The 26,276-nt window shown below is 54.8% G+C and carries 24 protein-coding genes, 1 tRNA gene and 2 pseudogenes; 26 read left to right on the top strand and 1 reads right to left on the bottom strand.

Translation table 11 applies throughout. The features are described 5' to 3' along the window. Positions 1-25: 25 nt before the first annotated feature. The 26 genes and pseudogenes from EII26_RS01010 to EII26_RS00885 form a co-directional block, all read left to right on the top strand. The gene (locus EII26_RS01010) at positions 26-1,672 is read left to right on the top strand and encodes an OPT/YSL family transporter (protein WP_124887275.1); all 1,647 of its coding nucleotides are present in this window, start codon (positions 26-28) and stop codon (positions 1,670-1,672) included. Beyond that, positions 1,669-2,733, top strand: coding sequence for a DUF917 domain-containing protein (locus EII26_RS01005; protein ID WP_124887274.1), 1,065 nt, complete (start codon positions 1,669-1,671; stop codon positions 2,731-2,733). Before EII26_RS01010 ends, EII26_RS01005 begins: the two co-directional genes overlap by 4 nt. 15 nt (positions 2,734-2,748) lie before the next feature. Continuing rightward, entirely contained in the window at positions 2,749-3,690 is a 942-nt protein-coding gene (locus EII26_RS01000) for a DUF1177 domain-containing protein (protein WP_124887273.1), read from the top strand. Positions 3,691-3,766: 76 nt separating this feature from the next. Then, the gene (locus tag EII26_RS00995; protein ID WP_124887272.1) at positions 3,767-4,438 is read left to right on the top strand and encodes an AroM family protein; all 672 of its coding nucleotides are present in this window, start codon (positions 3,767-3,769) and stop codon (positions 4,436-4,438) included. 605 nt (positions 4,439-5,043) lie between these two features. Further along, positions 5,044-5,232: a hypothetical protein gene (locus EII26_RS00990; protein WP_124887271.1), complete on the top strand. Its 189-nt coding sequence runs from the start codon at positions 5,044-5,046 to the stop codon at positions 5,230-5,232. Positions 5,233-5,512: 280 nt separating this feature from the next. After that, entirely contained in the window at positions 5,513-6,700 is a 1,188-nt protein-coding gene (locus EII26_RS00985; protein ID WP_124887270.1) for a PucR family transcriptional regulator, read from the top strand. Between the two features lie 234 nt (positions 6,701-6,934). Then, a complete protein-coding gene (locus EII26_RS00980) occupies positions 6,935-8,086 on the top strand; it encodes a M20 family metallopeptidase (RefSeq protein ID WP_158612074.1) in 1,152 nt (383 codons plus the stop codon). A 112-nt stretch (positions 8,087-8,198) separates the two neighbouring features. Further along, positions 8,199-9,143: a glutamate formimidoyltransferase gene (gene ftcD, locus EII26_RS00975; protein ID WP_124887268.1), complete on the top strand. Its 945-nt coding sequence runs from the start codon at positions 8,199-8,201 to the stop codon at positions 9,141-9,143. A gap of 130 nt (positions 9,144-9,273) precedes the next feature. After that, on the top strand, positions 9,274-10,278 hold the full coding sequence (locus tag EII26_RS00970) for a TRAP transporter substrate-binding protein (RefSeq protein ID WP_124887267.1): 1,005 nt from the start codon (positions 9,274-9,276) through the stop codon (positions 10,276-10,278). Positions 10,279-10,366: 88 nt separating this feature from the next. Further along, positions 10,367-10,894, top strand: a complete 528-nt coding sequence (locus EII26_RS00965; RefSeq protein WP_124887266.1) for a TRAP transporter small permease — start codon at positions 10,367-10,369, stop codon at positions 10,892-10,894. Positions 10,895-10,909: 15 nt separating this feature from the next. Continuing rightward, positions 10,910-12,196 carry a TRAP transporter large permease gene (locus EII26_RS00960; RefSeq protein ID WP_124887265.1) on the top strand — a complete coding sequence of 429 codons (1,287 nt, stop codon included), beginning with the start codon at positions 10,910-10,912 and terminating at the stop codon, positions 12,194-12,196. 511 nt (positions 12,197-12,707) lie between these two features. Continuing rightward, positions 12,708-13,286, top strand: coding sequence for a UbiX family flavin prenyltransferase (locus EII26_RS00955; RefSeq protein ID WP_199735006.1), 579 nt, complete (start codon positions 12,708-12,710; stop codon positions 13,284-13,286). Then, the gene (locus EII26_RS00950; RefSeq protein ID WP_342447292.1) at positions 13,283-14,689 is read left to right on the top strand and encodes a UbiD family decarboxylase; all 1,407 of its coding nucleotides are present in this window, start codon (positions 13,283-13,285) and stop codon (positions 14,687-14,689) included. Before EII26_RS00955 ends, EII26_RS00950 begins: the two co-directional genes overlap by 4 nt. A gap of 12 nt (positions 14,690-14,701) precedes the next feature. Beyond that, entirely contained in the window at positions 14,702-14,971 is a 270-nt protein-coding gene (locus EII26_RS00945) for a BMC domain-containing protein (protein ID WP_199735005.1), read from the top strand. A gap of 399 nt (positions 14,972-15,370) precedes the next feature. Continuing rightward, positions 15,371-15,661 (top strand): BMC domain-containing protein, encoded by a 291-nt coding sequence (locus EII26_RS00940; protein WP_124887263.1) that lies wholly within the window; start codon positions 15,371-15,373, stop codon positions 15,659-15,661. A 54-nt stretch (positions 15,662-15,715) separates the two neighbouring features. Then, positions 15,716-16,003 carry a BMC domain-containing protein gene (locus EII26_RS00935; protein WP_124887262.1) on the top strand — a complete coding sequence of 96 codons (288 nt, stop codon included), beginning with the start codon at positions 15,716-15,718 and terminating at the stop codon, positions 16,001-16,003. A 334-nt stretch (positions 16,004-16,337) separates the two neighbouring features. Next, positions 16,338-16,859 carry a hypothetical protein gene (locus EII26_RS00930; protein WP_124887261.1) on the top strand — a complete coding sequence of 174 codons (522 nt, stop codon included), beginning with the start codon at positions 16,338-16,340 and terminating at the stop codon, positions 16,857-16,859. Continuing rightward, positions 16,846-17,118: a EutN/CcmL family microcompartment protein gene (locus EII26_RS00925; RefSeq protein WP_124887260.1), complete on the top strand. Its 273-nt coding sequence runs from the start codon at positions 16,846-16,848 to the stop codon at positions 17,116-17,118. Before EII26_RS00930 ends, EII26_RS00925 begins: the two co-directional genes overlap by 14 nt. A gap of 42 nt (positions 17,119-17,160) precedes the next feature. Beyond that, complete coding sequence (locus EII26_RS00920; protein ID WP_124887259.1) at positions 17,161-18,972, top strand: adenine deaminase; 1,812 nt, start codon at positions 17,161-17,163, stop codon at positions 18,970-18,972. A 364-nt stretch (positions 18,973-19,336) separates the two neighbouring features. Beyond that, complete coding sequence (locus EII26_RS00915; RefSeq protein WP_158612073.1) at positions 19,337-20,530, top strand: M20 family metallopeptidase; 1,194 nt, start codon at positions 19,337-19,339, stop codon at positions 20,528-20,530. A gap of 160 nt (positions 20,531-20,690) precedes the next feature. Next, positions 20,691-22,223, top strand: a complete 1,533-nt coding sequence (locus tag EII26_RS00910) for an AbgT family transporter (protein ID WP_124887257.1) — start codon at positions 20,691-20,693, stop codon at positions 22,221-22,223. Positions 22,224-22,479: 256 nt separating this feature from the next. Continuing rightward, positions 22,480-23,535 carry an NCS2 family permease gene (locus EII26_RS00905; protein ID WP_124887256.1) on the top strand — a complete coding sequence of 352 codons (1,056 nt, stop codon included), beginning with the start codon at positions 22,480-22,482 and terminating at the stop codon, positions 23,533-23,535. A 122-nt stretch (positions 23,536-23,657) separates the two neighbouring features. Further along, positions 23,658-24,248: an isochorismatase family protein gene (locus tag EII26_RS00900; protein ID WP_124887255.1), complete on the top strand. Its 591-nt coding sequence runs from the start codon at positions 23,658-23,660 to the stop codon at positions 24,246-24,248. Positions 24,249-24,439: 191 nt separating this feature from the next. After that, positions 24,440-25,135: a cyclase family protein gene (locus tag EII26_RS00895; RefSeq protein ID WP_124887254.1), complete on the top strand. Its 696-nt coding sequence runs from the start codon at positions 24,440-24,442 to the stop codon at positions 25,133-25,135. A gap of 276 nt (positions 25,136-25,411) precedes the next feature. Continuing rightward, a pseudogene (locus EII26_RS00890) lies at positions 25,412-25,672 on the top strand (molybdopterin cofactor-binding domain-containing protein); the annotation flags it as partial. 112 nt (positions 25,673-25,784) lie between these two features. Beyond that, a pseudogene (locus EII26_RS00885) lies at positions 25,785-25,916 on the top strand (molybdopterin cofactor-binding domain-containing protein); the annotation flags it as partial. Positions 25,917-26,026: 110 nt separating this feature from the next. Here EII26_RS00885 and EII26_RS00880 read toward each other — a convergent pair. Beyond that, positions 26,027-26,116, bottom strand: a tRNA-Ser gene (locus tag EII26_RS00880). Positions 26,117-26,276: the final 160 nt, after the last annotated feature.

Below are 26,276 nucleotides of genomic sequence, written 5' to 3'. Positions count from 1 at the left end.
TCAAATCGCAGAGAGGAGTTTTAGTATGGAAAGCAGGAACAAAGGGACCCCACACGTCAAGGCCCTGGAGGGAGGCACGCTTCTGTTGAGCGTCCTCGTATCCGCGGCATCGGCCGTGATCTGCATGCAGATCATCTCCAGAATCGGCTTTACGCCGAACACCTCGATTATCGGGGCCCTGATAGCGATGTCGTTGGCTCGGCTTCCCATGGAGGGGATGAGGCGATTCCGTTCCTTGGACCGCCAGAACCTCGTGCAGACCATGACCTCGGGGGCTGGGTTTGCGGCGGCCAACTGCACGCTACTCGCGGTGTCCATCTTTTACGCCTATGGGGACCTCGCTCTGCTGCTTCCCATGTTGCTGGGCTCGGGCATCGCGACCCTGATCGGAATGCACTTCGTCTACCGGGCCTTCGATTCGGAACTCTTTCCCGCGGCCGGTTCCTGGCCTCCCGGGATTGCCACGGCTCAGGCGCTGATCGCCGGCGACGAAGGGGGAAAGAAGGGACGCGACCTGCTGTTCGGAATCCTGATCGGAGCGCTCGGCAGCAGCCGGCTGTTCGCCTTTCCGTCCCTGGGCATCAAGGGATTGCCCATGGCGGGCATCGGCATTGCCTTCATCGCCAACGTCTTTGCGATGATCGCCCTGGCTCTGGGGTTGATCGTGCGCGGCTACTTCGCTCATTTCGCGCCCTTCCTTGGGCCCCTCGCCCCGCTCTTCGGGCTGGAGAACCTCCCTGCGGATCTGGGCAAGACCTATATTCCCCATGGCTTCATGATCGGGGCCGGACTCGTATCCCTCGTCCAGGCGCTGAGGATCATCTTTGCCCGTCCCGAAGCCCGAGCGGATGTAGCGGACTCCTCGGTGTCCGCTCCGGCCCTCAAACGGACGCTCGTGCTCCATGTTTTCTTGTTTGCCGCAGGGGCGGTGTGCCTGTCGGTTCTGGGTGGGCTTTGGAGCGAGATGCCTGCGGACAAGCTCGTCCTCTGGGTCCTGTGGTGCGCCTTCTCGGCCTCCGTCGCTCCGGTGCTCGTGGGGCTCTCGGCCATGCACTCGGGATGGTTTCCGGGCTTCGCCGTCTCCATCATCTTCCTGAGCCTCGGGATCTTCATGGGGTTTCCGCCCCATGCCCTGGTTCTCCTGACGGGCTATGTGGCCAGCACGGGCCCCTGTTTCGCCGATATGGGCTACGACCTCAAGACGGGCTGGATCATCAGGGGCAAAGGGGCGGATCCGGTCTACGAGAGGGACGGACGGAGGCAGCAGATGATCGCGGAGCTCCTGGGCGGCGTGGTCGCTCTGGGGGTTACGGGGCTCCTGATGAACCTGCATTTCCGTCTCAACATGATTCCCCCCGTCAGCAAGGTGTTTGCCGCCACCATCAAGGCGGGGCTCAACGAGGATATTCTCAGGCAGCTGCTCTGTGCCGCTGTTTTTGGAGGACTGCTCCAGTTCCTGGGCGGGGCCAAAAAGGCCCTGGGGATCCTGTTCGCTACGGGGCTTCTGATCAACAATCCGGTATATGGCGTGGGGCTGCTCGTGGCCCTGCTGATTCGCTGGCCCCTGGAGAAGAAGTTCAAGCCGGAACTCGAGATCTATGGAGGCGGCTTCGTCGCCGGTGACGGGATCTACGGGTTTGTCAACGCCCTCTTCAGGAGCTTCGGAGGATGAAGCCGGTGACGACGCTCACCAGGGAGGTGGCCGAGGCCGCATTGCTCGGCGGCGCCGTTTTGGGCGGCGGGGGAGGAGGGAGCCTGTCGAAGGGACGATTGAACGCGGAACGTGCCCTGTCTCTGGGGGAGGTCCGGCTATTGGATGCGGACGAAGTAGACCCCGATACGATTCTTGTGACGGGCTCGGCGGTCGGCGCCCCTGCGGCCAAGGAGGCGCAGGCCCTCCCACAGGACTACGTTCGGGCCGTGGAGCTGCTTATGGAGAACGGCTGTCCGCGTCCCGGAGGGTTCATCCCGAACGAGTGCGGGGGAAGCTCCATCACGAACGGCTGGCTGTCCGCCGCTCTGATGGGACTGCCCGTGGTCGACGCCCTGTGCAACGGCAGGGCTCATCCGACGGGGATCATGGGCTCCATGGGGCTGCACCGAGACCCCGATTACCTGTCCCGCCAGGCCGCCGTGGGAGGAAATCCGGAGCGGGGGCTGTATCTTGAGACCTTCGTTGCGGGAAGACTCGAGACGGCGGCCTCCATGGTGCGGATTGCGGCCGAGAAGGCCGGAGGGCTCGTAGCCGTCGCCCGGAATCCCGTCAAGGCCTCCTACGCAAGACAGTTCGGTGCCCCCGGTGCTCTGAGGCAGGCCATTGCGCTCGGGGGGCGCATGATGGACGCTCGGGCGGATGGGGGAGAGGCTGTGGCGCGTTCGGTCGTGGGGTTCCTGGACGGTTCGGTGGTATTGCGTTCGGAGGTTACGGAGGTGACCCTGGAGACCCGGGGAGGCTTCGATGTCGGTCGGGTTCTTCTCGGGACCTGTGAAGCGACGTTTTGGAACGAGTACATGACCTTGGAAGTCTGCGGGAGACGGATCGGAACCTTCCCGGACCTCATCGCGACGCTCCGTGAGGATGATGGTCTGCCCGTCGCGACTGCGGAGCTGCAGAAAGGGGACCGCGTGTTCGTGATCCACGTCCCCGCGGACCGGCTGATCCTGGGGGAGGGGATGCGCTGCGAGGAGCTGCTGCGCGCCGTCGAGCCCATTGTGGGAAAGACTATTGTGTGATTCGGGAGGCAAACGATGTCCATAAAATATGTGATGGAGTCCTATGAATTGCTGGACAGCCCCTCGGTGTGCGGGAAGGACGTCCGAAGGGCGTTGATGGAGGTCGGGATTGGGGCCGAGGCGATCGAGGTCAAGACCGTCGAGGGGCCCAATGGGCACACGGATTTTGTCAAGGTGTGGTTTGAGGGGAAAAAGGGAAAACGCGGCGGCGGTGCGGCTCCCACTCTGGGGATTGTCGGCCGTCTGGGCGGCATAGGGGCACGTCCGGAAAGGATCGGGCTTGTCTCTGACGCGGACGGAGCCGTGGCCGCTGTTGCGGTCGCCCTGAAGCTTGGCGCGATGGCAAAACTGGGGGATCTGTTGGAGGGAGACGTCTTCGTCTCCACGCATATATGCCCCGACGCCCCGACGCGGCCGCACGACCCCGTCCCCTTCATGGATTCTCCGATCAACATGCAGATCGCGAACGCGGAGGAGATGAACCCGGACCTCGACGCGGTGCTCTCGATCGACACGACGCGCGGCAACAGGGTGATCAACCACCGGGGTTTCGCCATCTCTCCTACGGTAAAGGAGGGCTACATTCTGCGGACCGCCGAGGATCTGCTCGACGTCATGAGCTACGTGACGGGCAAGGCACCGGTGGTCTTTCCGATCACCACCCAGGACATCACGCCCTACGGAAACGGTCTCTATCATCTGAACAGCATCCTGCAGCCCTGTACGGCGACCGGAGCGCCGGTCGTGGGGGTGGCTCTGACCGCGGAGACAGCCGTACCGGGGTGTGCGACGGGGGCCTCCCAGGTGTCGGATATCGAGGCGGTCGTGCGGTTTGCCATCGAGGTGGGCAAGGCCTTCGGGGAGGGAAAACTGCGTTTTTACGATCCCCTGGAATTTGAACGGCTCCTCAAACTGTACGGGCCGATGAAGCACCTGCAGACGCTGGGAAGGAACTGAAGATGTGCGGTCGTCCGTCTTTTCCCGGAACTGCCGGGAAAAGACGGAGCCGCTCCGGTCGAGGAGGGATCCTTTGATGGAACGCATTGTCGGCACGGTGACGATCGGCCAGTCCCCGCGAACGGACGTGGTCCCGGAGATCTCCGCCATCCTGGGCGATGTCGTCCTGAAGGAGTCCGGGGCTCTGGACGGGCTTTCTCGGGAGGAGATTGCGGACTTGGCTCCAAAGGGGGACGACTATGTCCTCGTGACCCGTTTGGCGGATGGGGCGTCCGTACAGGTCGCCGAACGCCATATCACCCCTAGGGTCGTCGAGCGGATCAAGGAGCACTTCGGCGCCGGGGTCTCCCTGGTGCTGCTGCTCTGCACCGGCGAATTTGCGGAGCTCGAGGAGAGCGGACTGCTGATTCGGCCGCAGAGGCTCCTCTTCCACACGGTGAGCGCGGTTGCGGAGGGAAGACGGCTGGGGATCCTCATCCCATCCCCGGAGCAGGTTCCTCAGGCCGAGCGGCGATGGAGTGCGCTCGGGGGGGCGGTCCGGGCCGTACCGGCCTCCCCCTACGCCGGCGCCGACGAGGCCGTGGGGCGAGCCGCCATGGAGCTCAAACGATGGGGCGCGGAGCTTCTGATCCTCGACTGCATCGGGTACACCGAGTCCATGAAGGCGCTGGCGCGCAGAATAGCAGGGGTTCCGGCCATTTCGGGGCGGGGGATCGCCGCTCATGCCGTTCGGGAACTGATCGGCTGATCCGACGGTTCGGGGAAGAAGCCTCAGCGCATGCAGGAGTTGTTCTCCAGTGGCCAAGCGAGTTCCAACGGAAGCGGAGCGACTCGTGCCGGGCTTGAGAACACACGAAAAAGCGGGAGCCTGGGTGGACTTCAGCTCTGGCTGTCGAAAGAATAATGCGTATAAAATAATATTTTATAATAAATATAAAAATAGCGTAAAATGCAGGGCAAATAGGTGCTCGCATTTACAACCTAAACGTAACAGGAAGTTTCGAATGAGATAAAAACGTACATAATAAGCAGATAACCAGCAAACCGAGTGATAAGCAGGCGACCAACGAGTATAGCAAGTTGTGTCGATCACTGAGTTTCGCTATCAACTGTGTCGGTTGCTTAGTTTTTATGAACACGAACGCGCGTTTTTGGCCTAGGAAATTTGACTTATGGGATGTACCGAACGATAAATTTCTGCAAATAGTAGTCAGATTGTTGAGATAAATAAGCAGGTAAATTGAAAAAATATCACGCTTCATTGTGCGAGGCGAAGATTTAGTTGAGCTACAATTATCACTGAGTAACGATTGCTTGGTAGTAAGCTTGAAAGATCAAGGGACGGGGACTATCATGACGACACATTTTCCTGACCATGCGCTTGGTGTGGGACGAACCATGGCGGTTCTGCGAAAAGGGTGGCTGGCCGTATGGGGCCCGTCGGCCGATGTGATCGACGGCGAGCTGCTGTCTGCGATTTACGGCCTCGAAGTCGAGATCGGATGTCTTGGAGGACGGAAGTTCTGTTGGGTGCGGTCCTGAGGGACCAATTCTATCTGAAAGTGATTTCCCCCTCCCTTTTCGGTGTATGAGCCCACGATAACGCAGAGAGAGAATTGCAAATGTTGAGTTTGTAGAAAACTGCCGTCCTCCCCTCTCTCTCTCTCTCGATCTCCTGAGTAAAAAGGAGTCCTGAACCATGAGTTGTGCGTTTGTCCTTGGAGCCCTGCTCTGTATGGGGCTTCGGTTTTTTGCTGATGCCGGAGGCGGGCGGTGTGTGGCCTGTCCCGATCCGTGCGGAGCTGTGTTCCCTTAAAGCCCTATGAGACGCTCACTTTCCGACTTTGTCCCACTTCTGCTGGGTGATGAAGGGCTTCCTGAAATCCTTGAGGAGATTCGAAACGAACTCTCCGTCGGTGTCGCTTGGCGAGAGTTGGATACGGGAAAAGTCATTTGCTGCGGGGACCCTGCCTTCGAGGAACGAATGCTCTCTTTTCCCCTCCGAGAGATCGTTCGAATCTACACATCGTACGAAGTCGATGTCTCTGGAAATGTCATCGGTCGCCTGGTACTGGATTGTCCGAATGGCCTTTCGGGAGCCCCTCAGGGCCGTTTGGGGGACTGCCTGTCGGTCCTGCGGCTTTTCTACGGACAGCGGCTGGCAGAGAGTCGCTTGAAGACCCGCTATCGTAATGAGCTTGTGCAGGACCTCATCTATGGTCGGATTTTCCACGAGGAGGAAATTCGAAACCGTGCCCGGGCCTTCCATTGGAGACTGGACGGGGGCATCGTATGCCTCATCGTTTCGTCCAACGTGGACAAGGCTAGCGGATCAGTGTCGGATGAAGCCTTGTTGGGCAGCTTTAATCTGATCCAGTCCCGGGTTCTGGCTTTCTTCCCCAAGTCCATTTATGCTCGTCTTCCGGATTCCCTCATCGTTTTGCTGTCCCTTCCCCTTCCGGAAGTGCGGGGACGGGAGGCATGTCTCCGGGACTTCAGAAACGCTTTGAGGGAGGTCCTGGAAGACGCCCTCTACGATGCCGGAGACCGCTACGGGACAAAATTTTTTGCCTCGGCCGGGAGATGGCATGCAAAGCTCATTGAGGCCCATCAAAGTTATCAGGAGGCCTACCAGGCTCAGATGATTCTCCGAAGTGGACTTTCCCCGCAAGACTTTGTCTTTTGGGAACAACTTGGAGGATCTCGCATGATTGCCATATTGGCGGACATGGAGCCGGCCCGGGAATTTTGCCGGGAGACCCTTGGGCCTTTGCTGAGGGAATCCAGGGATGGAGAGGAACTTATCCACACGTTACTCTGTGTAGAGGAGTGCGGTGGAGATCTGGGGCGGGCCGCAAAAATCCTTTCTTTGCACTACAATACCCTGCGTTATCGTCTGAAGCGGATTCATGAAATTCTGGATCTCTCCGCGCACGATGGAGAACGTCGCTTTAACCTTTCCCTTGCGTTGCGCATTCATAGGGTCCTGAGCAAAAATCAGAAAACGTGATTTTTTGCTCCCCTTGATCCCGTTTCATCCCGTGCTTTTCTGGAGCTCATTGGAACGTAAAAACTGTCTCGCCAAGGACTTTAATTTTTCTTGACTTTTTGTCAAAAAAAACAAAAATATCTCGATTATTTTATGGATCGAGTCAGTGCTTTTATCCTTTACCTCTCTTAATATGGAACACGGTCAGTCTTTTCTTCGAGACCTTAGATGTCAGTCTTAAGGGAGGAGACTAGATTGTTTGAGCCCGAGCAATGCGCCAGAGAGATTCTGGGGCAGCTGATCCGTATCCGTACCCCTCAGCCTGCAGGAGATGAGAAGGATGCCGTCCTCTTTCTGAAAGAGCTGTTGGGCGGTCTCACCTCCGATATCACAATCATCGATCATGGGGCCAACAGAGCCTCCATGATGCTCACCTTGCCGGGGCGGGACCGCAGTCGGGCCGTCGCCGTGGCTGGGCACCTGGATACCGTCAATGTGGACTCCGAGGAGTCGTGGACCCATGCCCCCTTCTCCGCCTTTTGCGATGGAGACTGCCTCTATGGGCGCGGTGCTGCGGATATGAAGGGTGGGGTGACCAGCATCGTTCTGGTGGCGCTTGAGCTCCTGCAAAAGGGGTTTGAGCCGTCGATGGACGTCCATTTTTGTTTTACCGCCGATGAGGAGTATGGAGGGATGGGGGCTCAGGCCTTGTGCAACAGCGGTAAGCTTGACCGAGTGATGGAGATGGTCATCGTCAAACCCACTAACGGTCGAATAGGGTTGGCTGGTAAGGGGGCCTTGGGCCTTTCGGTGAAAGCCAGGGGACTGAGCGCTCATGCCTCCCGGCCGGATCAGGGCGTCAATGCTGTAGAGCAGATATCGGCTTTGGCCCGTTCCATATCCATCATGCTCCGCAAAAGAGGACGATACCCGCTTCTCGGGTTGTCTACCTGCGTCATAACGGGGCTGCATGGTTCCATCAGTTCCAATGTCGTCCCCGACAGGGCGGAGGCGACCTTCGATATAAGAACCTCTCCGGGAATCGCGCACGTGGGGCTCATGGAACAAATTCACGAGCTCGCCCGAGTCCAGATGCAGAAGAACCCACCTCTTGTTTTGGAGATCGTTCCTTATTTGGATCGCCAGGCTTTGGGAATGGATGAGGACGCACCCCTGGTGCGCCGTTTTGCACACATTTTCAAGGATCTGGGTCTCCCGTGGGAAATGACCGGAATTTCCTACTTCACGGATGCCTCCGTGTTTGTCCCCAAATTAGGGGTCCCCTTTGTGGTTATCGGGCCCGGAGAGGAACGTTTCTTCCATCAGGCCGATGAGTACGTCTCCATCAGGTCGGTGCTCGAGTCGGCGAGGATTCTCAGAAAGTACATCGAGACGATTCCCGGGTAACCGCATTTGACGGTAAAAGGTAGTTCGTGTTTTTCCTCGCAGGTGCAGGGGTTGGGGTGAGCGAGGGAATTTTCGTAAAACCAATCTTGAAGTCATTCGGAAGGAGAAAAAGATGGCCAGCAAGCAATATGTGCATTCCGCTCCCAACGTCAGTGCCGGACGCGACCGTGCGGTCGTGGACGCCATCGTCGAATCGGTTCGGGGCATTCCCGGTGTCCGTCTCATCGACTGCTACCCGGACGCGGATTTCGACCGTACTCCCGTCGAGCTCATCGGCGAACCCGAACCGTTGGCAAAGGCTTTGGTGGCACTGGCCGGCAGGGCCTACGAGCTTATCGATATGCGAAAACAGAAGGGCAAGCACCCCCGTATCGGCGCTCAGGACACCATCCCGCTTTTCCCACTGCGCAACATTGGCCTGGACGAAGTCAAGGACCTGGCCTTCCGCATCGGGCAGGAGCTGTGGGAAAAGTACGGCGTACCGATCTACTTCGCCGGCGTCAACGCGCGGTCCGAGGAGCGGCGTGAGATCTCCTTCATCCGCCAGGGCCAGTACGAGGGGCTGAAAAAGCTCCTGGAGGAGAATCAGGACAACCCCGCGCTCCTCGAGGCACGAGCGCCCGACCTAGGCAAGGGGCTACTCTCCGAGAAGAGCGGCGCCACGATCGTGAGCGCCGGGGAGCGGAACCTGGTGGCCGTCAACGTGATTCTGAACACGACCGACTTGGAGATCGCCAAGAAGATTGCCAAGATGGTCCGCGGCCCCTCGGGCGGGTTCAGCACCATCCGGGCGGTGGCCTTCACCCCGGATGGATACGAGGAGGCGGCGGTCTCCATGAACATGTTCGACACGGACAGCACGCCGCTCTACCGTGTGGTGGAGCTGATCCGTTCCGAAGCAGCCTATTTTGGTGTCTCCGTGAAGGGTGTCCAGATGAGCGGGGTCTTCCCCACCAAGGTCCTGCTCCGGTGTGCCGATCACTATCTGCATCTGCTGGACTTTCAGGAGCATCAGCTGTTGGAGCATAACATGCTGATGCTGGAAGAGGAAATGTAGCAAATAAAAATCTACCATTCCAAGCAAATTATTTAATTGAAATAAATTATATATAAAATTAAAATTTTTACGGAATTTGTGTGCTCAAGTTAGACAAAATCCGAAGCAACAACGAAAAGGAGGAAGGAAAATGAACCGTACGAAATCGCGTCTGCTTCTCGCGCTCGTAGCAAGTTTGTTTTTTGTCGGCTGTAGCAATGCCTCTCCTGCAAAATATGTGATGAAATTTGCCCACGATCACATGGTAAGCTCCCCCTACCAGAAATCAGCCGAGTGGATCAAAAAAGAAATCGAAACGAAATCCAATGGTCGTATTGTAGTCGAGATCTATCCGGCCCAGCAATTAGGTAACAACCGCGAGATGATAGAAGCCATGCAAATGGGCGCTATCGAAGCTGTTTTGGTGCCCACTACAAAATTTAGTGGATTTGATCCGAAAATGAACATATTTGACATGCCCTACCTTTTTCCAAACGAAGAAGCCCTTTGGGCTATGCTGGAAGGCAAGGTAGGAGAATTGGCCAAAGCCGGGCTCCCAAGCATAGGGATCTACGGAGTGCAGTATTTTGCTGAAGGTTGGCATTTTCTCACTGCAGATAAGGAAATGCGCCATCCAAAGGACATGAAAGGCTTAAAAATGCGCTCTATGGAAGCTCCCATTGTAATGGATACGTTTTCCGCCTGGGGAGCTAATCCTGTCCCTATCGATTTTTCTGAAGTTTACAATTCCCTGCAACAAAAGGTTGTGGATGGCCATGAAAATCCCATCATTTCCATTCACGATATGAAATTTTTTGAAGTACAGAAATATATGATTCAGCTCCAACACGCTTATCTCTCGTATTTCCTCAGTTACAGCAAGATCTGGTTTGACAGCTTGCCTGAGGACCTGCAAAAGATTGTTTGGCAAGCAGGTCTGGATGGTGCCCAATACCATAAAGGGCAGATGGAAGAAGCAAATAAAAAATATTTAAAAAATATCATAGATTTTGGAACCAAAGTTATCTATTTGGACGAAGAAGAAAAAAAGCCTTGGATTGATGCCGTTCAACCTTTGTATGATAAATATCGAAGTATGTTTGGTGACGAGTTGTTAGATTTAGCTCTTGAAACAGCAACAAAATATCGTCATTAAACGTAGTGTCGCTCTTCAAGTCCCTGACATAGAGATAGCCAGCCGCTTTTCATCTGCCAAATGCGTAGCTTAAGGAGGGGCCGTCAAAGTGTGGAAGAAAATAGACAGGCTTTTGTCCAACTTTGAGGAGTACCTGACAGGGTTGCTTCTGCTGGGGTCCACGTTGTTGCTGTTTGTGAACGTGTTCCTGCGCTATGTTTTTCGTAGTTCTACCACATGGGCAGAGGAGGCTATACGTTACGCTCTCATTTGGGTGACTTTTATCGGTAGTAGCATTTGCGCCCGTAGAGGTTCCCATGTAGGGATTGATATTTTCGCACAGATGATGCCCATGCGGGGCAAAAAAATCATTCTGGCCTCGGGACAATTTATTTCAGCTATTTCCATGTTTTTCTGTGTTTTTTATAGCTGGAAAATGTTTATGCTTGTCAGCAGTACTGGCCAAAAGAGTCCCGCTTTGCTTATGCCAATGTCTATCGTTTATTTTGCCATGCCTCTTGGCTTTTCGCTTTCTGCCATTCAGTTTGTTATCGCTGGAATACGAGCTCTTACAAATACTGCGGATCCGGTAGAACCCCAGGCTATGGACGAAATAGATTTATCGCGGGTCAATTAGGAAGGGGGTGTCACCTTGATAGCCGCGTTATTTCTTCTTCTTTTTTTAATGCTGTTTTTTGCAGCACCAGTTTTTGTCGCTCTCAGTTTCTCGTCTTTATCGTCTTTTGGTTTGTTTTCTAATATGAATTTGATGGCTATCGTCCAACGCATGCTTGGCGGCATCGACAAGTTTTCTCTAATATCGGTACCTTTCTTTATCTTAGGCGCCAATGTTATGAAAAACGGTGGTATCGCCAATCGTATTTTGATTTGGGTCCAAGTTTGGGTAGGGCATTTGAAAGGGGGACTAGCTCTCTCTACCGAAGCTGCATGTATGTTCTTCGGTGCTGTATCCGGTTCCTCCCCTGCCACAGTAGTGGCCATTGGTGGTTTAATGTATCCCGCTCTGCTGAAAAGCGGTTATGATAACGGTTTTACCACGGGGCTTATCACTTCTTCAGGTTCGGTAGCTTTGCTCATCCCTCCTAGCATCAGTGCGATCATCTATGGCGCCGTCACCGGCGCCTCCGTTGGAGCTCTATTTATGGCTGGGGTCGGAGCAGGCCTCCTCTATGGCCTACTCTACCTGTTATATTCTGTTTGGTACGCTCATAAAAAAGGAATTTATCAAGACCAGAAAACGTCATGGAAGGAGCGTGTCAAGGCTACCAAAGAGGCTGCATGGGCTTTAGGCATTCCTATTATCATTATGGGAGGTATCTACGGAGGCATCTTTACCCCCACGGAAGCTTCCGGTGTTTCAGCTGTCTATGCCATCCTTGTTTCCATGTTTGTATACAAAGAAATGGACTTGAAAAAACTCGTCAAAACCTGTATTGATTCCGCCGAAACCACGGCACAGGTCATGATGCTCCTAGCCGCGGCTTCTGCCTTTGGCTGGATTCTGACCGTAGGGCAGGTTCCTCAAGCCCTTAGCAAATGTTTGATTCACGCCAGTGTGACAAAAGTGACGTTTTTATTGCTCACGAATGTTATTTTATTGGTTGCCGGCATGTTTATCGATGGCTCCTCCGCCATTGTTATCATGGCACCGCTTTTATATCCGCTTGCTATTGGCTTGGGGATCAGCCCGATCCACTATGGCGTGATCATGGTTGCCAATGCCGCCATAGGGATGTTTACTCCTCCTTTTGGTATGAACCTGTTTGTGGCTCAACCTATTACCAACAATACAATGGTTACTATCATTAAGGGGGTTATGCCGTTTGTAATTATTAGCGTTATTGCTCTTATCATCATCACCTATGTACCGTCTATTTCGCTCTTTCTTCCTCAATTGGTCTATGGAAGACGGCTCTAAGAAAATCGACAGTGTTATCATAAGGTATCTTCGAGAGAGTAGGTTGGTGATACACTTAGGAGCGTGTTGATTTAAATCAATATGACTATCAAATTGTCTTGAATGATTAAGTGTATGTTATGTTGTTTTTTATAACAGGGTTGTTCGCAATCTAGGTAAGCCGGGAGGAGAAAAAAGCCCGTGAAATAACATCGCAAAACGAACACCCACAAACGTGCGAATTTGACTCCTTAGCGACAGGAGGAGATTCATCGCAGTCATCACATATGGCTACGGCATGTTCGAATTTTCTTGTAAGTTGAAGAGCGTAATGCCTCCTGTTCGATGAGCTATGATTTTCTGGACAGTAACCGGAAACGGAGCCTTTCCGTTCTTGGTGGTTACAATGCGCAATGCGTATTTTCGTGCAGGATTTTGTAAATAACTCTTGACCGTCTTACATCTTATTTGTCATCCTACCTTCATAGCCGGAAACTACGGGGGCTTCAATGCGAGGGGAAATTAGGGGCTCATGAAAGATCATCTGAGGGTTGTGGTTGGAATATCCGGGGGGAGTGGCGCGGTTTATGCTCTCGCGTTGCTGCGTCAGCTCCGCATTCTGGGGTGCGAATCCCATGTCGTGGTCTCCAGGATGGGGGCTTACGTGATGGATCATGAGTGCGGGGTCTCTCTGGAGGAATTGAGGGATTATGCCGACCGTTTTTATGAGAACGACGACCTTGCTGCTCCCATATCGGGTGGTTCTTTCAGGACTTTCGGCATGGTAGTTGTGCCCTGTTCCATGAAGACACTCGCCTCGATCGCGCAGGGATTTTCGGAGGGGCTGCTCACACGTGCGGCTGACGTGACCCTGAAAGAGCGTCGGTCGCTGGTGCTGGTGACCCGAGAGTCTCCACTGAGTGCCGTTCACCTGGAGAACATGCTCAGGGCTACCCATAGTGGTGCCGTGGTGATGCCGGCGTCTCCGGGTTTCTACCATGGTCCTGGAAGCATCGCGGAGATGATCACCGACTTCTCCGGTCGAATTCTGGACGCACTGGGCATCGAGCATAACCTGATCCGGCGCTGGCATGGCGTCCAGAGACAATGAACGAACGGAAAAACCGGAGGGTTTTCATGGGGAGACAGATGTTGCGCGCCGTGTTGGAACGCCTGAAGGCTCAGGACCGCTTGCGGGAATGTGCTGTTCCGGTCGATCCTCGCTTCGAGCTCGGCGCTGTGCTCAGCGCCTTCAATAACGAGCAACCCATCTTGTTTCGAAACGTCAAGGGATCGGACCTACCTGTAGTGGGGGCCGTTTATGGGAACCGTTCGATCATTTTGGATTTGCTGGGTACAACAACGGAGAAACGGCTGTTCAAGCTGATGGAAGCTATATCATTGCCCTCAAAACCCAGGTTGCTGGAGCGTGGGCCGGTTCAGGAAAACGTCGTCACGACCGGGATCGATCTTCTCAAGATGTTGCCCGTCCCCACCTCCAACGAGAGGGACGCGGCCCCTTACCTTTGTGCCAGTGCGTTTGTGGTCCGGGACACCGAGACCGGAAAGATTCAGATGGCGGTAAGACGCATTCAGGTGCTGGGGGGGAACAAGCTCTATATCCTGGTGTCGGGGGCCTCTCCTCACCTGTTGGGCGAGATCCGACGTTGTGCCGAAAGGGGCAGACCTCTTGAATGCGCCGTCGTCCTTGGATACGACGCACCTTTTCTGCTGGCTTCCCAGATAGGGTCCGGAAAATATGGGCTGGACAAGTACGAGGTAGACAGCACGCTGCGCGGCGAACCCCTGGAACTGGTGCGGTGCCGAACGGTCGATCTGGAGGTGCCCGCTTGGGCGGAGATAGTCCTTGAGGGCAAGATCGAGCCGGGGAGGGCGGAGCCCGAGGGGCCTTTCGCCGAGCTGATGGGCTATTACAGCACCGTCGCTCCCGCCCCGGTGATGGAGGTCTCCGCGGTGACCCACCGGAATGCCCCCATTTTTCAGCATGCCTTTCCCTGCAAGGAGGAGCATTTGGCCTATGGGATGATCAAGGAGGCAGAAATTTTCGCCGCACTTGCTCATACGGTGGATGTTCGAGACGTCAACCTGACTCTCGGGGGAGGCTGTCGGCTGCATGCGGTGATCTCCATCAGGAAACGTGCCGAGGGGGACGGGAAGAGCACCATCCTGGGCACGCTTGGAGCGTATAAGGATATCAAGCACGTCGTTGTGGTCGACGACGACGTGAATATCTACAATATGGCGGAGGTGGAGGCGGCCGTGGCGTCCCGTTTTCAGGCCTCGCGGGACCTGGTCGTGGTATCGGGGGCCCTCGGCTCGCCGCTGGAGGCCTCTCACATGGAGCGGGGCGTCTCGGACAAGATGGGGCTGGACGCGACCAAACCCCTGGGGGATAAGGCTGCCCTTTACGAGGCGGCCGTCATTCCGGGATTCGATAAGGTCAAGTCCTCGATAGACCGATACTTTTCCGACGGCGTGGACCGCCGCCGATAGGGAGTGTTGCGGATGAGAGGGCAGCGAGCCTTGGGGAGCGTTGAGACCCGCAGTCTCGTGGGGGCGCTGGAGGCGGCGGACGTCATGGCGAAGACGGCGGATGTCGTGCTCGCCTCCTTAAACTACGTCGGCTCCGGGATCGTCGCCGCGGTCGTTGAAGGGGACGTGGCCGCCGTAAAGGCGGCGGTGGAGAGCGGCGCAGCAGCAGCGGGCAAGATTGCCGAGGTCGTTGCCGTCCACGTCATCCCGCGCCCGGCCGCCGAGGTTCGGGAACTTTTATGACGGCGGAGGAGCGTGAGTGCTGATGGCTAATGAATTGGTGATACAGGTCATGAAGGAGCTCGCCCGTCGGGCAGGGGGTGCTTCGGCGTCCTCCACGGAGGAAGAAGTCTCGTTCTGCAATCTCAACAGGAGCGAGGAGGAGCGTCTCCGACGCCTGGCAAGGGGCGGGAGAACCGGGGAGCCTCCAGAAAAAGCGGCGGTGCGCCGCTCCCCGGAAGGCCGAAACCTGACTCCGCCCTTTGGCGGTGCGCGGGAGATCAAGATTCCCGCCCCCTCCGAAAAACCGGAGGAGCGAAATCTGCGGTGTCCGAACCGCAAAATCCCTTTGGGCGGGGAAAAAACGATCGATCTGATCGATCTGAATGACCTGGCTAGTCGCCTGGAAGGGCAGGGCCGGCAATGAACGGTGCTCTGGGCTTGATCGAGGTGCTAGGACTTACGGCGGCCATGACCGCCTTGGACGCGGCGCTCAAGGCGGCGGATGTGACCTTCCTGGGCAGCGAGAAGGTGATTGGTGTGGGCAAGGCGATCAGCCTGACGCTCCGTGTCGAGGGGGAGGTCGCAGCGGTTCAGGCCGCCGTCGACGCCGCGTCGGCCGCAGCAAAGGATGTGGGAACCGTGTTCTCCGCCCGGGTGATCGCAAGGCCCGATGCGGAATTGAAGCGGCTTTGGGCTCGTTTCCAGGGGTAGGGAAGCGATTTTTCAAGACAGGTTCACCTATATTTCTCTGAGGAGGAACGCAAGATGGCGGAAGCTCTGGGATTGATTGAGACGAAGGGACTTGTTGGGGCTATCGAGGCCGCGGACGCGATGGTGAAGGCGGCGAGCGTGACGATCGCCGGTTACGAGAAGATCGGCTTTGGGCTGGTTACGGTGATGGTGCGCGGCGACGTCGGTGCGGTCAAGGCGGCGGTGGACGCCGGCGCGGCCGCTGCGAAGGCCGTGGGCGAGCTGCACTCCGTCCACGTCATCCCGCGCCCGCACGCGGAGGTGGAGCGCGTTATCTTGGCTGGTCGTCAGGCGGAGAATTGACGTGTGAGGGAATGTTTCGGCCAAGAGGGTTTTTTGATGGGGGGAAGGGAGGGCGGAGACTGTGCCGTCGGTTCCTGGAGTGATGAGCATTCCCGATCTGATAAGCGGGTACGACAGTACAACGTCGCCTTCCTCTCCCCTCCGCAGCGAAAGGCAGGAAAAGTATCGGGTTGTGGTCGTACTGGCCGCCTCCGTAAGGACAGGACGGCAGGTTCTCGCGGAGCTTTCAGTTTTGTATCGCTTCGGCTGTTGCCTGGATGTCGTCGCGTCCCCGGAAATACGGGCTTCTCGAGGTCTGGCGGCAAAATGCCGATTCTACAGTGCGTCAGAGGATATGCCGGATTCCTTTCTTGACGGAGTGGACTGTATCGTAGCTGTCCTCAACCGCGGGAGCGCCGCAAAAATTTGCCTGGGGCTCCAGGATGATATGGGGTCTCAAGTATTTCTGGAGGGACTGTGGCGGGGGATCGACATCTACGCCGATCTTTCGGGCCTGGCGGCCCCCCCGACCGGAAACGAGGCATTGAGGGCCCTTTATGAAGGCTATGCGGAAAGCATCGACCGGCTTGGCGTTTACGGCATAGAGCAGGGGAATTACGTCACCGTACTCTTGGAGCGATTCAGAAAGCAACTCCGCCGTGCTTCTGCCCCTGTAGCGGCGGAAGACGTTGTTCCCGTCCCGGAACGGCGGTTTGTCGTTACGGGAAAGGACGTCCGGGAACACGCACCAGGAGGAGAATGGCGCCTGCCCTACGGCACAATCGTGACGGATGTTGCAAGAGAAACGGCTGAAAGGATGGGCATAGAGCTGATCGTTTGTTCCGGGGAGGGAGTGCCTCGCCATGCAGATAGCTAAGGTGGTCGGCACGGTGGTGTCGACGAAAAAAAACGATACGCTCGTCGGACATAAGCTGCTGATCGTGCGTTTTCTGGAGAAGAACCTCAAATCCTACGGTGATACCCGAATCGCTGTCGATACGGTGGGGGCCGGAGTGGGTGAGCTCGTCCTCTGTGTCTCGGGGGCGGCCTCACGAAATGCGGTGTGCAACACTTCGGCTTCCATTGATGCAGCCATCGTCGGTATCGTGGACAGCCTCGACATGAACGGCAGCTGACGCTCCCGGCTTTTCGGTGATTTTTAGAGGAGGAAGATGTTCTTGAGCAGGATCGAATCTCTGAAGAGAACCATGGAGTACCGCGCCATGGTCGATGTCCTGATGTCCGAGGACCGGTATGCCGATCTGGTTCTGGTAGGCGGAACTATTGTCAATACACTGACCCGCGAGACTTATGTCGGAGATGTAGCTGTCAAGGGGCGTTACATCCTCATGGTCGGAGATTGCAGTCAATTGGTCGGTCCGGAGACGGTTTCCGTCAACGTGGAAGGCCGCTACCTGTCCCCCGGCTTCATCGATTCCCATATGCACTTTGAGAGCAGTATGCTGACAATCACGGAGTTCTCCCGGCTTTCGATCCCCTCTGGGACGACGACTCTCGTTGCAGACCCACACGAGATCGGCAACGCCCTGGGGCCTGCGGGGATGAAGGCCATGGCGGACGAGGCGGGCACAGTGCCGAACCACGTCTATTTGGTGGTCCCGTGCCTTGTCCCCGACTGTCCCGCCTTGGAGACGTCCGGGGTCGACGTGTCCTCGAAGGACGTCGAGGCTCTTCTGGATTACCCCAAAATCATTGGCATTGGAGAGATGCAGGGATTTTCAAACGCCAAGCACGTCTATCGCAATACTCCGGAGATCATCACCGATCTTATGGCATCCAGCAGCTACGCCATGGACCGGAACGGAACGGTGGACGGCAACGCGCCGGAGCTCTTCGGGGCGGAGCTGGCCGCGCACATCCTTGTGACCGGCGGCCGAACCTCCTGTCACGAGACGACGACCAAGGCGGAATGTGTGGAAAAATTGCGCCAGGGGGTATTTGTGTTCATGCGTGAGGGGTCTACGCAGAAGAATATGGCCGAGTGCATCCGGGCAGTGACGGAGGAAGGCCTGGACTCCCGCCGGTGTATCCTGGCGACAGACGACATGGTGGCCGACGATCTCCGTAATCTGGGGCATATGAATGAGATCGTGAGGCGCACCATCCGGCAGGGTGTGGACCCGATTGAGGCTATACAGATGGTGACGATCAATCCGGCCTCCTACTTCCGCTTCGAGGACCGCGGTGCTCTGGCTCCCGGCAAGCTGGCCGATGTCGTCGTCCTGGACGATCTTTTCGAGATGACGGTCGAGGCCGTCTTCATCGAGGGGAAACTAACCGCACACAAGGGAAAACTGCTCGTTGATCTTCCGCCCTACGTCTATCCCGATAACGTCAAGAACTCCGTCCGCAGGGCCCCTCTCTCGAGGTCCGACCTCGAGATCCGCAGCGACGCCGCCCAGGCCACGGGAAACTGCATCGTCGCCATTCCGGATCAGAATTTGACGGATACCCTGAAAGTTTCCCTGCCCGTCTCGGGCGGGCTCGTCTCCTGCGATCCGAAGAACGACGTGCTGTATATCGCCTGTATCGAGCGTTACGGGCGCAACGGCAACATCGGCAAGGCCTTTGTCCGAGGCTTCGGGATGAAGCAGGGGGCCATAGCGGAGAGCGTGGCGCACGACACGCACAACATCATCGTGGCGGGGGGCTCCCTTGAGGATATGGTGACAGCGGTCAATCGGGTGATTGAAATGGGGGGCGGCATCGCCTTGGCCAACCGGGGGAGGATTCTCGACAGTTTGCGTCTGCCCGTCGGGGGGCTCATCTCGGACGAGCAGTCGGGTGCCGAGATGGCCGAAAGCATCAGGCGTCTTTCGGAGACCGCTCGGACACAGCTTAACTGCGCGCTTCATGAGCCCTTCATGCATCTGTCCTTTTTGGCGCTTTCCACCAGCCCGAAATGGAAAATAACGGATAAGGGGTTAGTTGACGTCGAGAATTTTCGGATCCTGCCCCCCATCGACTAACGGGGAGCAAAGCTTGGTATGGCGGCCGCTCTTTTATCGGACTGCGTTTTCTGCAAGGCATGGCCTATGTAATCTTCAATCCACTTGCGGCCTTTAGGTTCTGCGAGGAGATGTAAAGAAGCACGTATTTCGCTCTGAACCCCCTTGCAGCACATTTCTTAAAATTTTTGCCTTCACTGCCACCGTCGGGGAATGCCCCTGTACTAAGGATGTACAGGCTCGATTCGAAAAGAAGTTGCTCCATTTGGGCAGCTTAGGTAAGATATAGGAAAATTTAAGGTTGGAATATTTTGAATTAAACATTTATAAATTGCAGTCTGCATTTGCTGTCCGGCATAAACCTGTGTGGAGGAGGATAAAAATTGTGGATTTGAAAGACTGTGAACTTGGTCGCATCGTAGTTGATTCGGTGGAGAAACGGCGTGAAAAACTTGTAGGCCTATCAAAGTTCATATGGGAGAACCCGGAGATAGGATACAAGGAATACAAAGCGTGTGAAATTTTGGTCGACACCTTGGAGGAGAACGGATTCAACGTTACACGTAAAGCCTGCGGGATGGATACCGCTTTCGTCGCGCAATTGCGCTCATCCCGTCAAGGTCCTTGCATCGCCTTGCTGGCGGAGTACGATTCTCTGGGTGACCAAGGGCATGCGTGTGGGCACAATCTCTTTTCCGTCGCTGCTGTAGGCAGCGCACTTGCTTTGGCAGAGGTGCTGGAAAGGACAGGAGGGGCGGTGATGGTTTTGGGGACTCCGGCCGAAGAAGGAGTGGTTCCCAATGCCGGCGGCAAAATCACGATGTTGGAGCAGGGTGCCTTCGACAACGCCGATATCGCGATGATGTGTCATGCCGAAAACCGAACGATTATCGAACGAGAGCTGGCTGCCGCAACCGTTCTGGAGTGCGTGTTCACGGGAAAGGCCGCCCATGCCGGAGGTTCTCCTCATGAGGGCATCAACGCTCTGAGCGCAGGCGTTCTGACCATCAATAACATTAACGCCTATCGGCAGCACATGCCTCCGCGAGCCATTGTCAACCCTGTCATTCAGGAGAGCAGCAAGATGCAGAATACGATTCCGGAGAGATGCGTCTTGAGCATGTCTGTGAGGGCCTCGGACAGAAACACGCTGCACACCGTCTTGGAGAGGATCGGGGATTGTATCCAGGCCGGGGCCCTCGCCACGGGCTGTACCGTTGAGACATCCCTGAGAAACAGAATTTATGAAGACTTGTTGCCCAATCATCATCTCGGCCTGGCCTTCAAGGAAGCACTGAATTGCCTTGGGATCTCCTCCATCCAGAAGGAGGCGGCAAACTATAGCTGGGATGTGGGCAATGTCAGTCACGTCTGCCCAACTCTGGCCCCCTACATTAAGATAGGGTCAGAGAGTCTTGTTGGGCATACGAATGAGTTCAGAGAGGCCAGCAACTCGCCGGATGGCTACGAGGGAATGATCGTAGGGGCCAAAGCCATGGCGTTGACGGGATTACACTACCTGACCGACGCTACACTGAGGGAAAAGGTTCAAAACGAGTTCAAAGCAATGCGTGTCTGATGTCTTTGAAGTCTCTAACGGAAGTCTCTAACGCAAGGATGCCGCGAGTTCCATTAGCAGGACAGGCGGCAGGCAATCCTTCGAAGCCGAATCGAATTTTGGTCGGGACGGGCAAATTCAAAGAACGAATAAAACCTGATTTTATCTGGAGGGCTGCTAAATGGTAGATTTGAAGTCTCCTCGCAAGCCAAAGGGCATTCTCGGTGCAATCGAGGTTCTGGGGAACAAATTGCCTCACCCCGTCTATATCTTCCTGATCTTGGCTCTGACGGTGGTGGTCATTTCCAATTTTACTGCCGGCATCAAGTTTCTCCATCCTGGAACCGGCAAGGAAGAGGTGTTGAAGAGTCTGGCAACCCCTGACGGCTTCCGATGGATACTGAAGAACTTGGTCAGCAACTTCACCCGGTTCCCTCCTCTCGGCATGGTTCTCGTCATGATGATCGGCCTGGGACTGGCCGAGGAGACGGGGCTGCTTCGGGCCCTTTTGAGAAAAGCCATTGTTGGTGCGCCCAAGACCTTGGTTACGTTTATCGTCATCTTCTCCGGAGTTATGGGGAATATTGCGGGAAGTGCCACCTTTGTCGTCATCCCACCCTTGGGAGGCCTGGTCTTCAAAGCCTTAAAACGACATCCACTGGCTGGAATCGCAGCGGGGTTTGCCGGAGTTGCGGCAGGATTGAGCGCAAACCTGCTGATCACTCCGACCGATGTCCTCTGCGCGGGCATCACCGAAAAAGCGGCGCAGATTCTGAACGCCAGCTTTACAGTGCATCCCGCCGTCAACTGGTTCTTCATGTTTCTGGCCACGCTGCTCCTGTCTACCCTGGGTGTGTTCGTGACCGAAAAAATCGTGGAACCTCGCCTGGGAACCTATGTAAGCAATGATGGGGATCCCTTGACGGAGGAGGATTCTGCACTTATGGAGGTTACGGATCTCGAGCGCAAGGGATTGAGGAACGCAGGAATTGCAACCCTGCTTTACTTTATCGCCATAGCCTCCCTGGTCGTACCTCCCGGGGGGATCCTGAGAGATCCGAAGCTTGGGACAATCGTACCCTCTCCTCTTCTTTCGTCAATGATCGCAATCCTGTTCTTCTGGTTTGTTCTTGTGGCTCTGGCCTACGGCATTACGGCGAAGACGATCAGGAACTCGGACGATGTCGTAAAACACATGTCCGAATCCATGAAGGGTTTTGCCGGATTCATCGTCTTGTGCTTCTTCGCCGCCCAATTCGTCGAGTTCTTTGCATACACTAATTTGGGACTGTTCCTGGCCGTCGAGGGGGCCGATTATCTGCAAAGTAGCGGCTTCATCGGTGTTCCTCTCATCGTAGCCTTCATCATCCTGGTGAGCCTCATCAATTTCCTGATCGGCAGCGCTTCGGCAAAATGGGCGATACTGGCTCCGATCTTCGTGCCGATGTTCATGAAGCTGGGCTTTTCTCCCTTCCTGACTCAAGCGGCATTCCGGGTTGCGGACTCGGTCACGAACTGTATTTCTCCCTTGGAGCCATTCATGCCCTTTATCATCATATGCGCGCAGCGCTACGATAAAAGGGCCGGACTGGGAACCGTCATTTCGATAATGATCCCTTACGCCATCGTCTTTTTAATCTCCTGGATACTCCTTTTGATAGGTTTTTATGTACTTAATCTGCCTCTCGGTCCTGGCGCCCCTGTAGGCATGTGATCGGTTACAACCCCGTACTCTCGAGAGCAACAGCTTCATTTTTTGCCACTGAGGAAAACCTTTTGGTGGCAAATTCGTTCTCCGCCGACACAAACTTGAGTTCTCGTGTCGGCAGAGAACGAATGAAAAATTATCAAATTTAAAAATTTCACTTCCAAAGCCAGCTTTAAGCTGTTTTTTAGTGACAGCGTTCCACTATGCCTTGATGTTTCTAGGTATCCCCAAACGACACAACAAGAGGTAAGGAGGAGGCAAGATGAGTTTTGAGGATTTTTTGGCCGCCATTGCTGTAGTCGTCAACGGCCTACCCCAGGGATTATTGGCGCTCTCATTTGGTTTTGCCGCTTTTCCAACAGCCTTGGCCTTTTTGGCGGGCATTGTGGGGATGCTATTTTTCGCTCAAGTCGCCCCGATCTCCTTTCAGGCCGAATCCATTGTCTTGGCAGGAAGCATGGGAAAAAACAGGGAAGAACGTCTGAACATCGTCTTTTATACCGGAATCGCAATGGCTCTCATAGGTGGAATAGGATTGCTTCAGCCCACCATTGACTTTATCGGTCCAGCAATTTTAAACGGAATGATGGCCGGCGTCGGCATTACCCTTGCAAAAGTGGGGGTAGACATGACAAGACAGAACGTGTGGGTCGGAGGCGTCTCCATACTGACGGCATTTGTCGTGTATTTTATGAGCGAAAACCTGGTTTATACCATAGTCACAAGCGTCTTCGTCAGCTCTCTTGTCTCGTTACTGATGCAAAAGGGCAATGCTTCGATAAAAAATACCAGCAATTTAGAAAATGAAAAGCTGATTCCCCTCAAGCCGAGCTGCAATTTCAATATCATCCGCAGTGTTTTGGCCCTCGTCACACTGCAGATAGGCGGCAATATTGCATATGCCAGCATCACCGGTAAATTAGCCAATAAAGCCACTAACGTGGACTACGTTACTCTGTATTCTGGAGTCGGTGACGCGATCAGTGCTTTTTGGGGAGGAGGCCCGGTAGAGGCGATCATATCAGGAACTGCCGTTGCGCCTGACCCTCAAGTCGCCGGAGTCGTCATGATGATGATCATGGCCGTAATCTTGTTTGCAAGACTACTGCCCAAAGTAGCTGGTTTTGTCGCCAGTGAAACAATAGCGGGGTTCCTGCTGGTTCTCGGAGCCGTCGTAGTTTTTCCTGCAAATATCAAAGAAGGCCTTGCCGTTGCCCCCATCATATCCAGTATTACAGCGATAATAACCGCGACAACAGACCCATTTTTGGGTATGGTGGCAGGCGTCTTAGTTCGGTCGCTCACGATAATTTTTTAATACTTGTTTTCAGCCCTCACTTTTTATAACACTTGGATTTGCAATTTAGCTGAGAAATACAAGCGCGACAGACTTCCATTTGATGGCTGCCGCCATCGGTCTCAGAAAGGAGTCATCAGGCAATGTCTATCAACAATCTCGTTGGTATTCGCAGAGAAGATTGCGCAGTGATCATCATAGATATGCAAAATGATTTTATTGCTAAGGGTGCTCCAATAGAATGCCCGGGTGGAGCTGAGATAGTTGGCAACATTGAAATATTGAGAAAGTGGGCCAAAGACTGTGACATCCCCGTTTTCTTCACTCAGGAGATGCACCGTAAACAACGAGTTGATTTCGGACTGGAGTTGATCAGAAACGAACCGGAACATTGCCTGGAGGGAACCGAGGGGGTAGAAATCATTTCAGCTCTCACCCCCGCAGAGGACGAATTTGTCATCCTTAAAAGGCGTTACAGCGGCTATTATCTGACAGATTTGGAGCTCTTGATGCGCTCGTTCAACAGAAAAGTCTTAATCATCACGGGGGTCGCCACCAATGTCTGTGTATACGCCACCGCTCTCGACGCCATTCAGCGTGATATTCAGCCAGTTGTCATCTCGGATGGTGTTGCAGGCACCAGCATTGAACTGCATGAGGCTTTTTTGAAGAACATTGACTATGTCATCGGAGATGTTGTTACCTTGAAAGAGCTTCTCACAACAGTCCAGTGACTGTATAGGACAGCAGATATCCGTCCGAACCCAAAGGATGCATGTCGTCTTGTCAGGAAGCTATGTTCCGGACTCCGAGGCTGAGGCACGCGTCGTTTTGATACATGGCAATAAGGACGTTGCAAGAAAATAAGAGGCTAGTCAATAATCACCACAATATATTTGGGGTCCAAGGACGTAAGGGGGACGCTATGGCTTTGCGTTTGATCGATCTTTCTCAGGAGATTTTTCAGGGAATGTCCGTGTTTCCGATGCATCAAAACACCTTCATCATGACAAACATGACCCACGAGGAGAACATGCGGAAGACGGGAAGCAAAACTCTGGGATTTTCCGCCAGAAATTTGTTAATCAGCGAGCACTGCGGAACACACACAGATGCGATATGGGAATTCGAACCTAAGGGAGAGACGATAGACGAGATGTCGCTGAATTATTTCTGGGGCAGTGCAATCTGCATCGACGTCAGTTTCGTCCCTCCCAGTCGCTACATTGAGGCCTCAGATCTGGAAAGAGCCGTGAAAGATTCTGGTCAAGAGCTGCGAAAGGGGGATATTGTGCTTCTGTACACGGGACATTTCGACGCGAACTTCGGAACCGAAAAATGGCAAACCGTCTATACGGGGCTCAGTTACGACGGAGCACGATGGCTTGCCGAAAAAGGTGTTGTCAACGTGGGCGTAGATGCCCCGGCCATCGATCATCCCGACGATCTGGACTTCTCGGGACATCTGGTCTGCGGCCGCTACAACATGACAAACACAGAGAACCTCTGCAATCTGGACAAAGTTCTCAACAGGCGTTTTCTCTATTTTGGGTTGCCCCTCAAAATCCGCGCAGGGTCGGGATCACCTGTACGTGCCGTTGCCCTGTTGGACGCGGATTAAGCTCTATTCCGAGAATGTGTCTGAGGAAAAACGGATGGGTAGGTTGAGATCTTGACGGAGGGGTTGGCCATGTCCATTTTTAGGGGCGTCTGAAAACATGTCCGTGCAAGGGGAGGAGGGAAACGAAAAAACATGAGGTTGGTCTGGGAATGAAGCTTCATGGGACCAGGTATGGCAACGGGTTCTGCGATATATTCCGGGCCAAGGTCAAATTGCTTCCGGACGGACGTATTGTGATTTTCACCGGTGTGACGGAGGTGGCGGGGAGTCCGAACAGTCATTACTCAAATCGGCGCGGAGGTTCTCCAGGCGGATGTCAGGCATTTTGTCCTGGTGAACGAGGACACGTCCCGCATGCCCGATTCCGGGACGGCTGTGGCCACGCGCCAGACCTACAATACAGGTAACGCCGTGAGGATCGGGTGCGAGAAGGCGAAAATTGAGCTGGGGCTCAATTCCACGGCGGGGCTGACGGTTGCGGATGCCGCCGTCTTTATCAAGTTTTTCCCGAAAAATGCATCGGGCTCAAGAAGCTGACCGCAAGGTACGCGGATGAGAACGCCATCCGAGTTCATGGCGAGTATGTCGGTCAGACGACGCAAATGGAGGAGGAGACGGAGCAGGGGCTCCGTATTAGACCTACACCTTCAATGCGTGTGCTGTGGAGGTTGAGGTGGACACCCTGATGGGGCATGTGAAGGTTCTTGATGCCGTCCTCGCTCAGGATGCGGGGAAAGCCATCAACCCCCACTTTCTGGAAGGACAATTTGTTATACGGTAGTCGATTTGATTCAGGGATATTCCGGTAGATATCACCAGACAAGAAGAAAAGCAAAAACCCCGCTCGTGAGCGGGGTTTTTGGCTTGATCAGATTTCTGCGGAAATAAAAATGGCGGAGAAGGTGAGATTCGAACTCACGGAGCGGCAAGCCGCTCAGTTGATTTCGAGTCAACCGCCTTCGACCACTCGGCCACTTCTCCGCGCTTGCTCGAACCTCGTTATTATAGCTGCATTTGGAGGTCTGTCAACAAAACGAAATTTTCCTGTCGCCGGACTGTGATAATGTCATCCCTTAGCGGGACCGAGAGAATGTCCCCCCCTCAGGACAGGAGCCTCTTGGATAATGGAGGCATGAGGAAT

Origin of the sequence: Fretibacterium sp. OH1220_COT-178, from assembly GCF_003860125.1 — a bacterium.
GTDB lineage: Bacteria > Synergistota > Synergistia > Synergistales > Aminobacteriaceae > CAJPSE01.
This window is presented reverse-complemented; position numbering and strand designations above follow the sequence as displayed.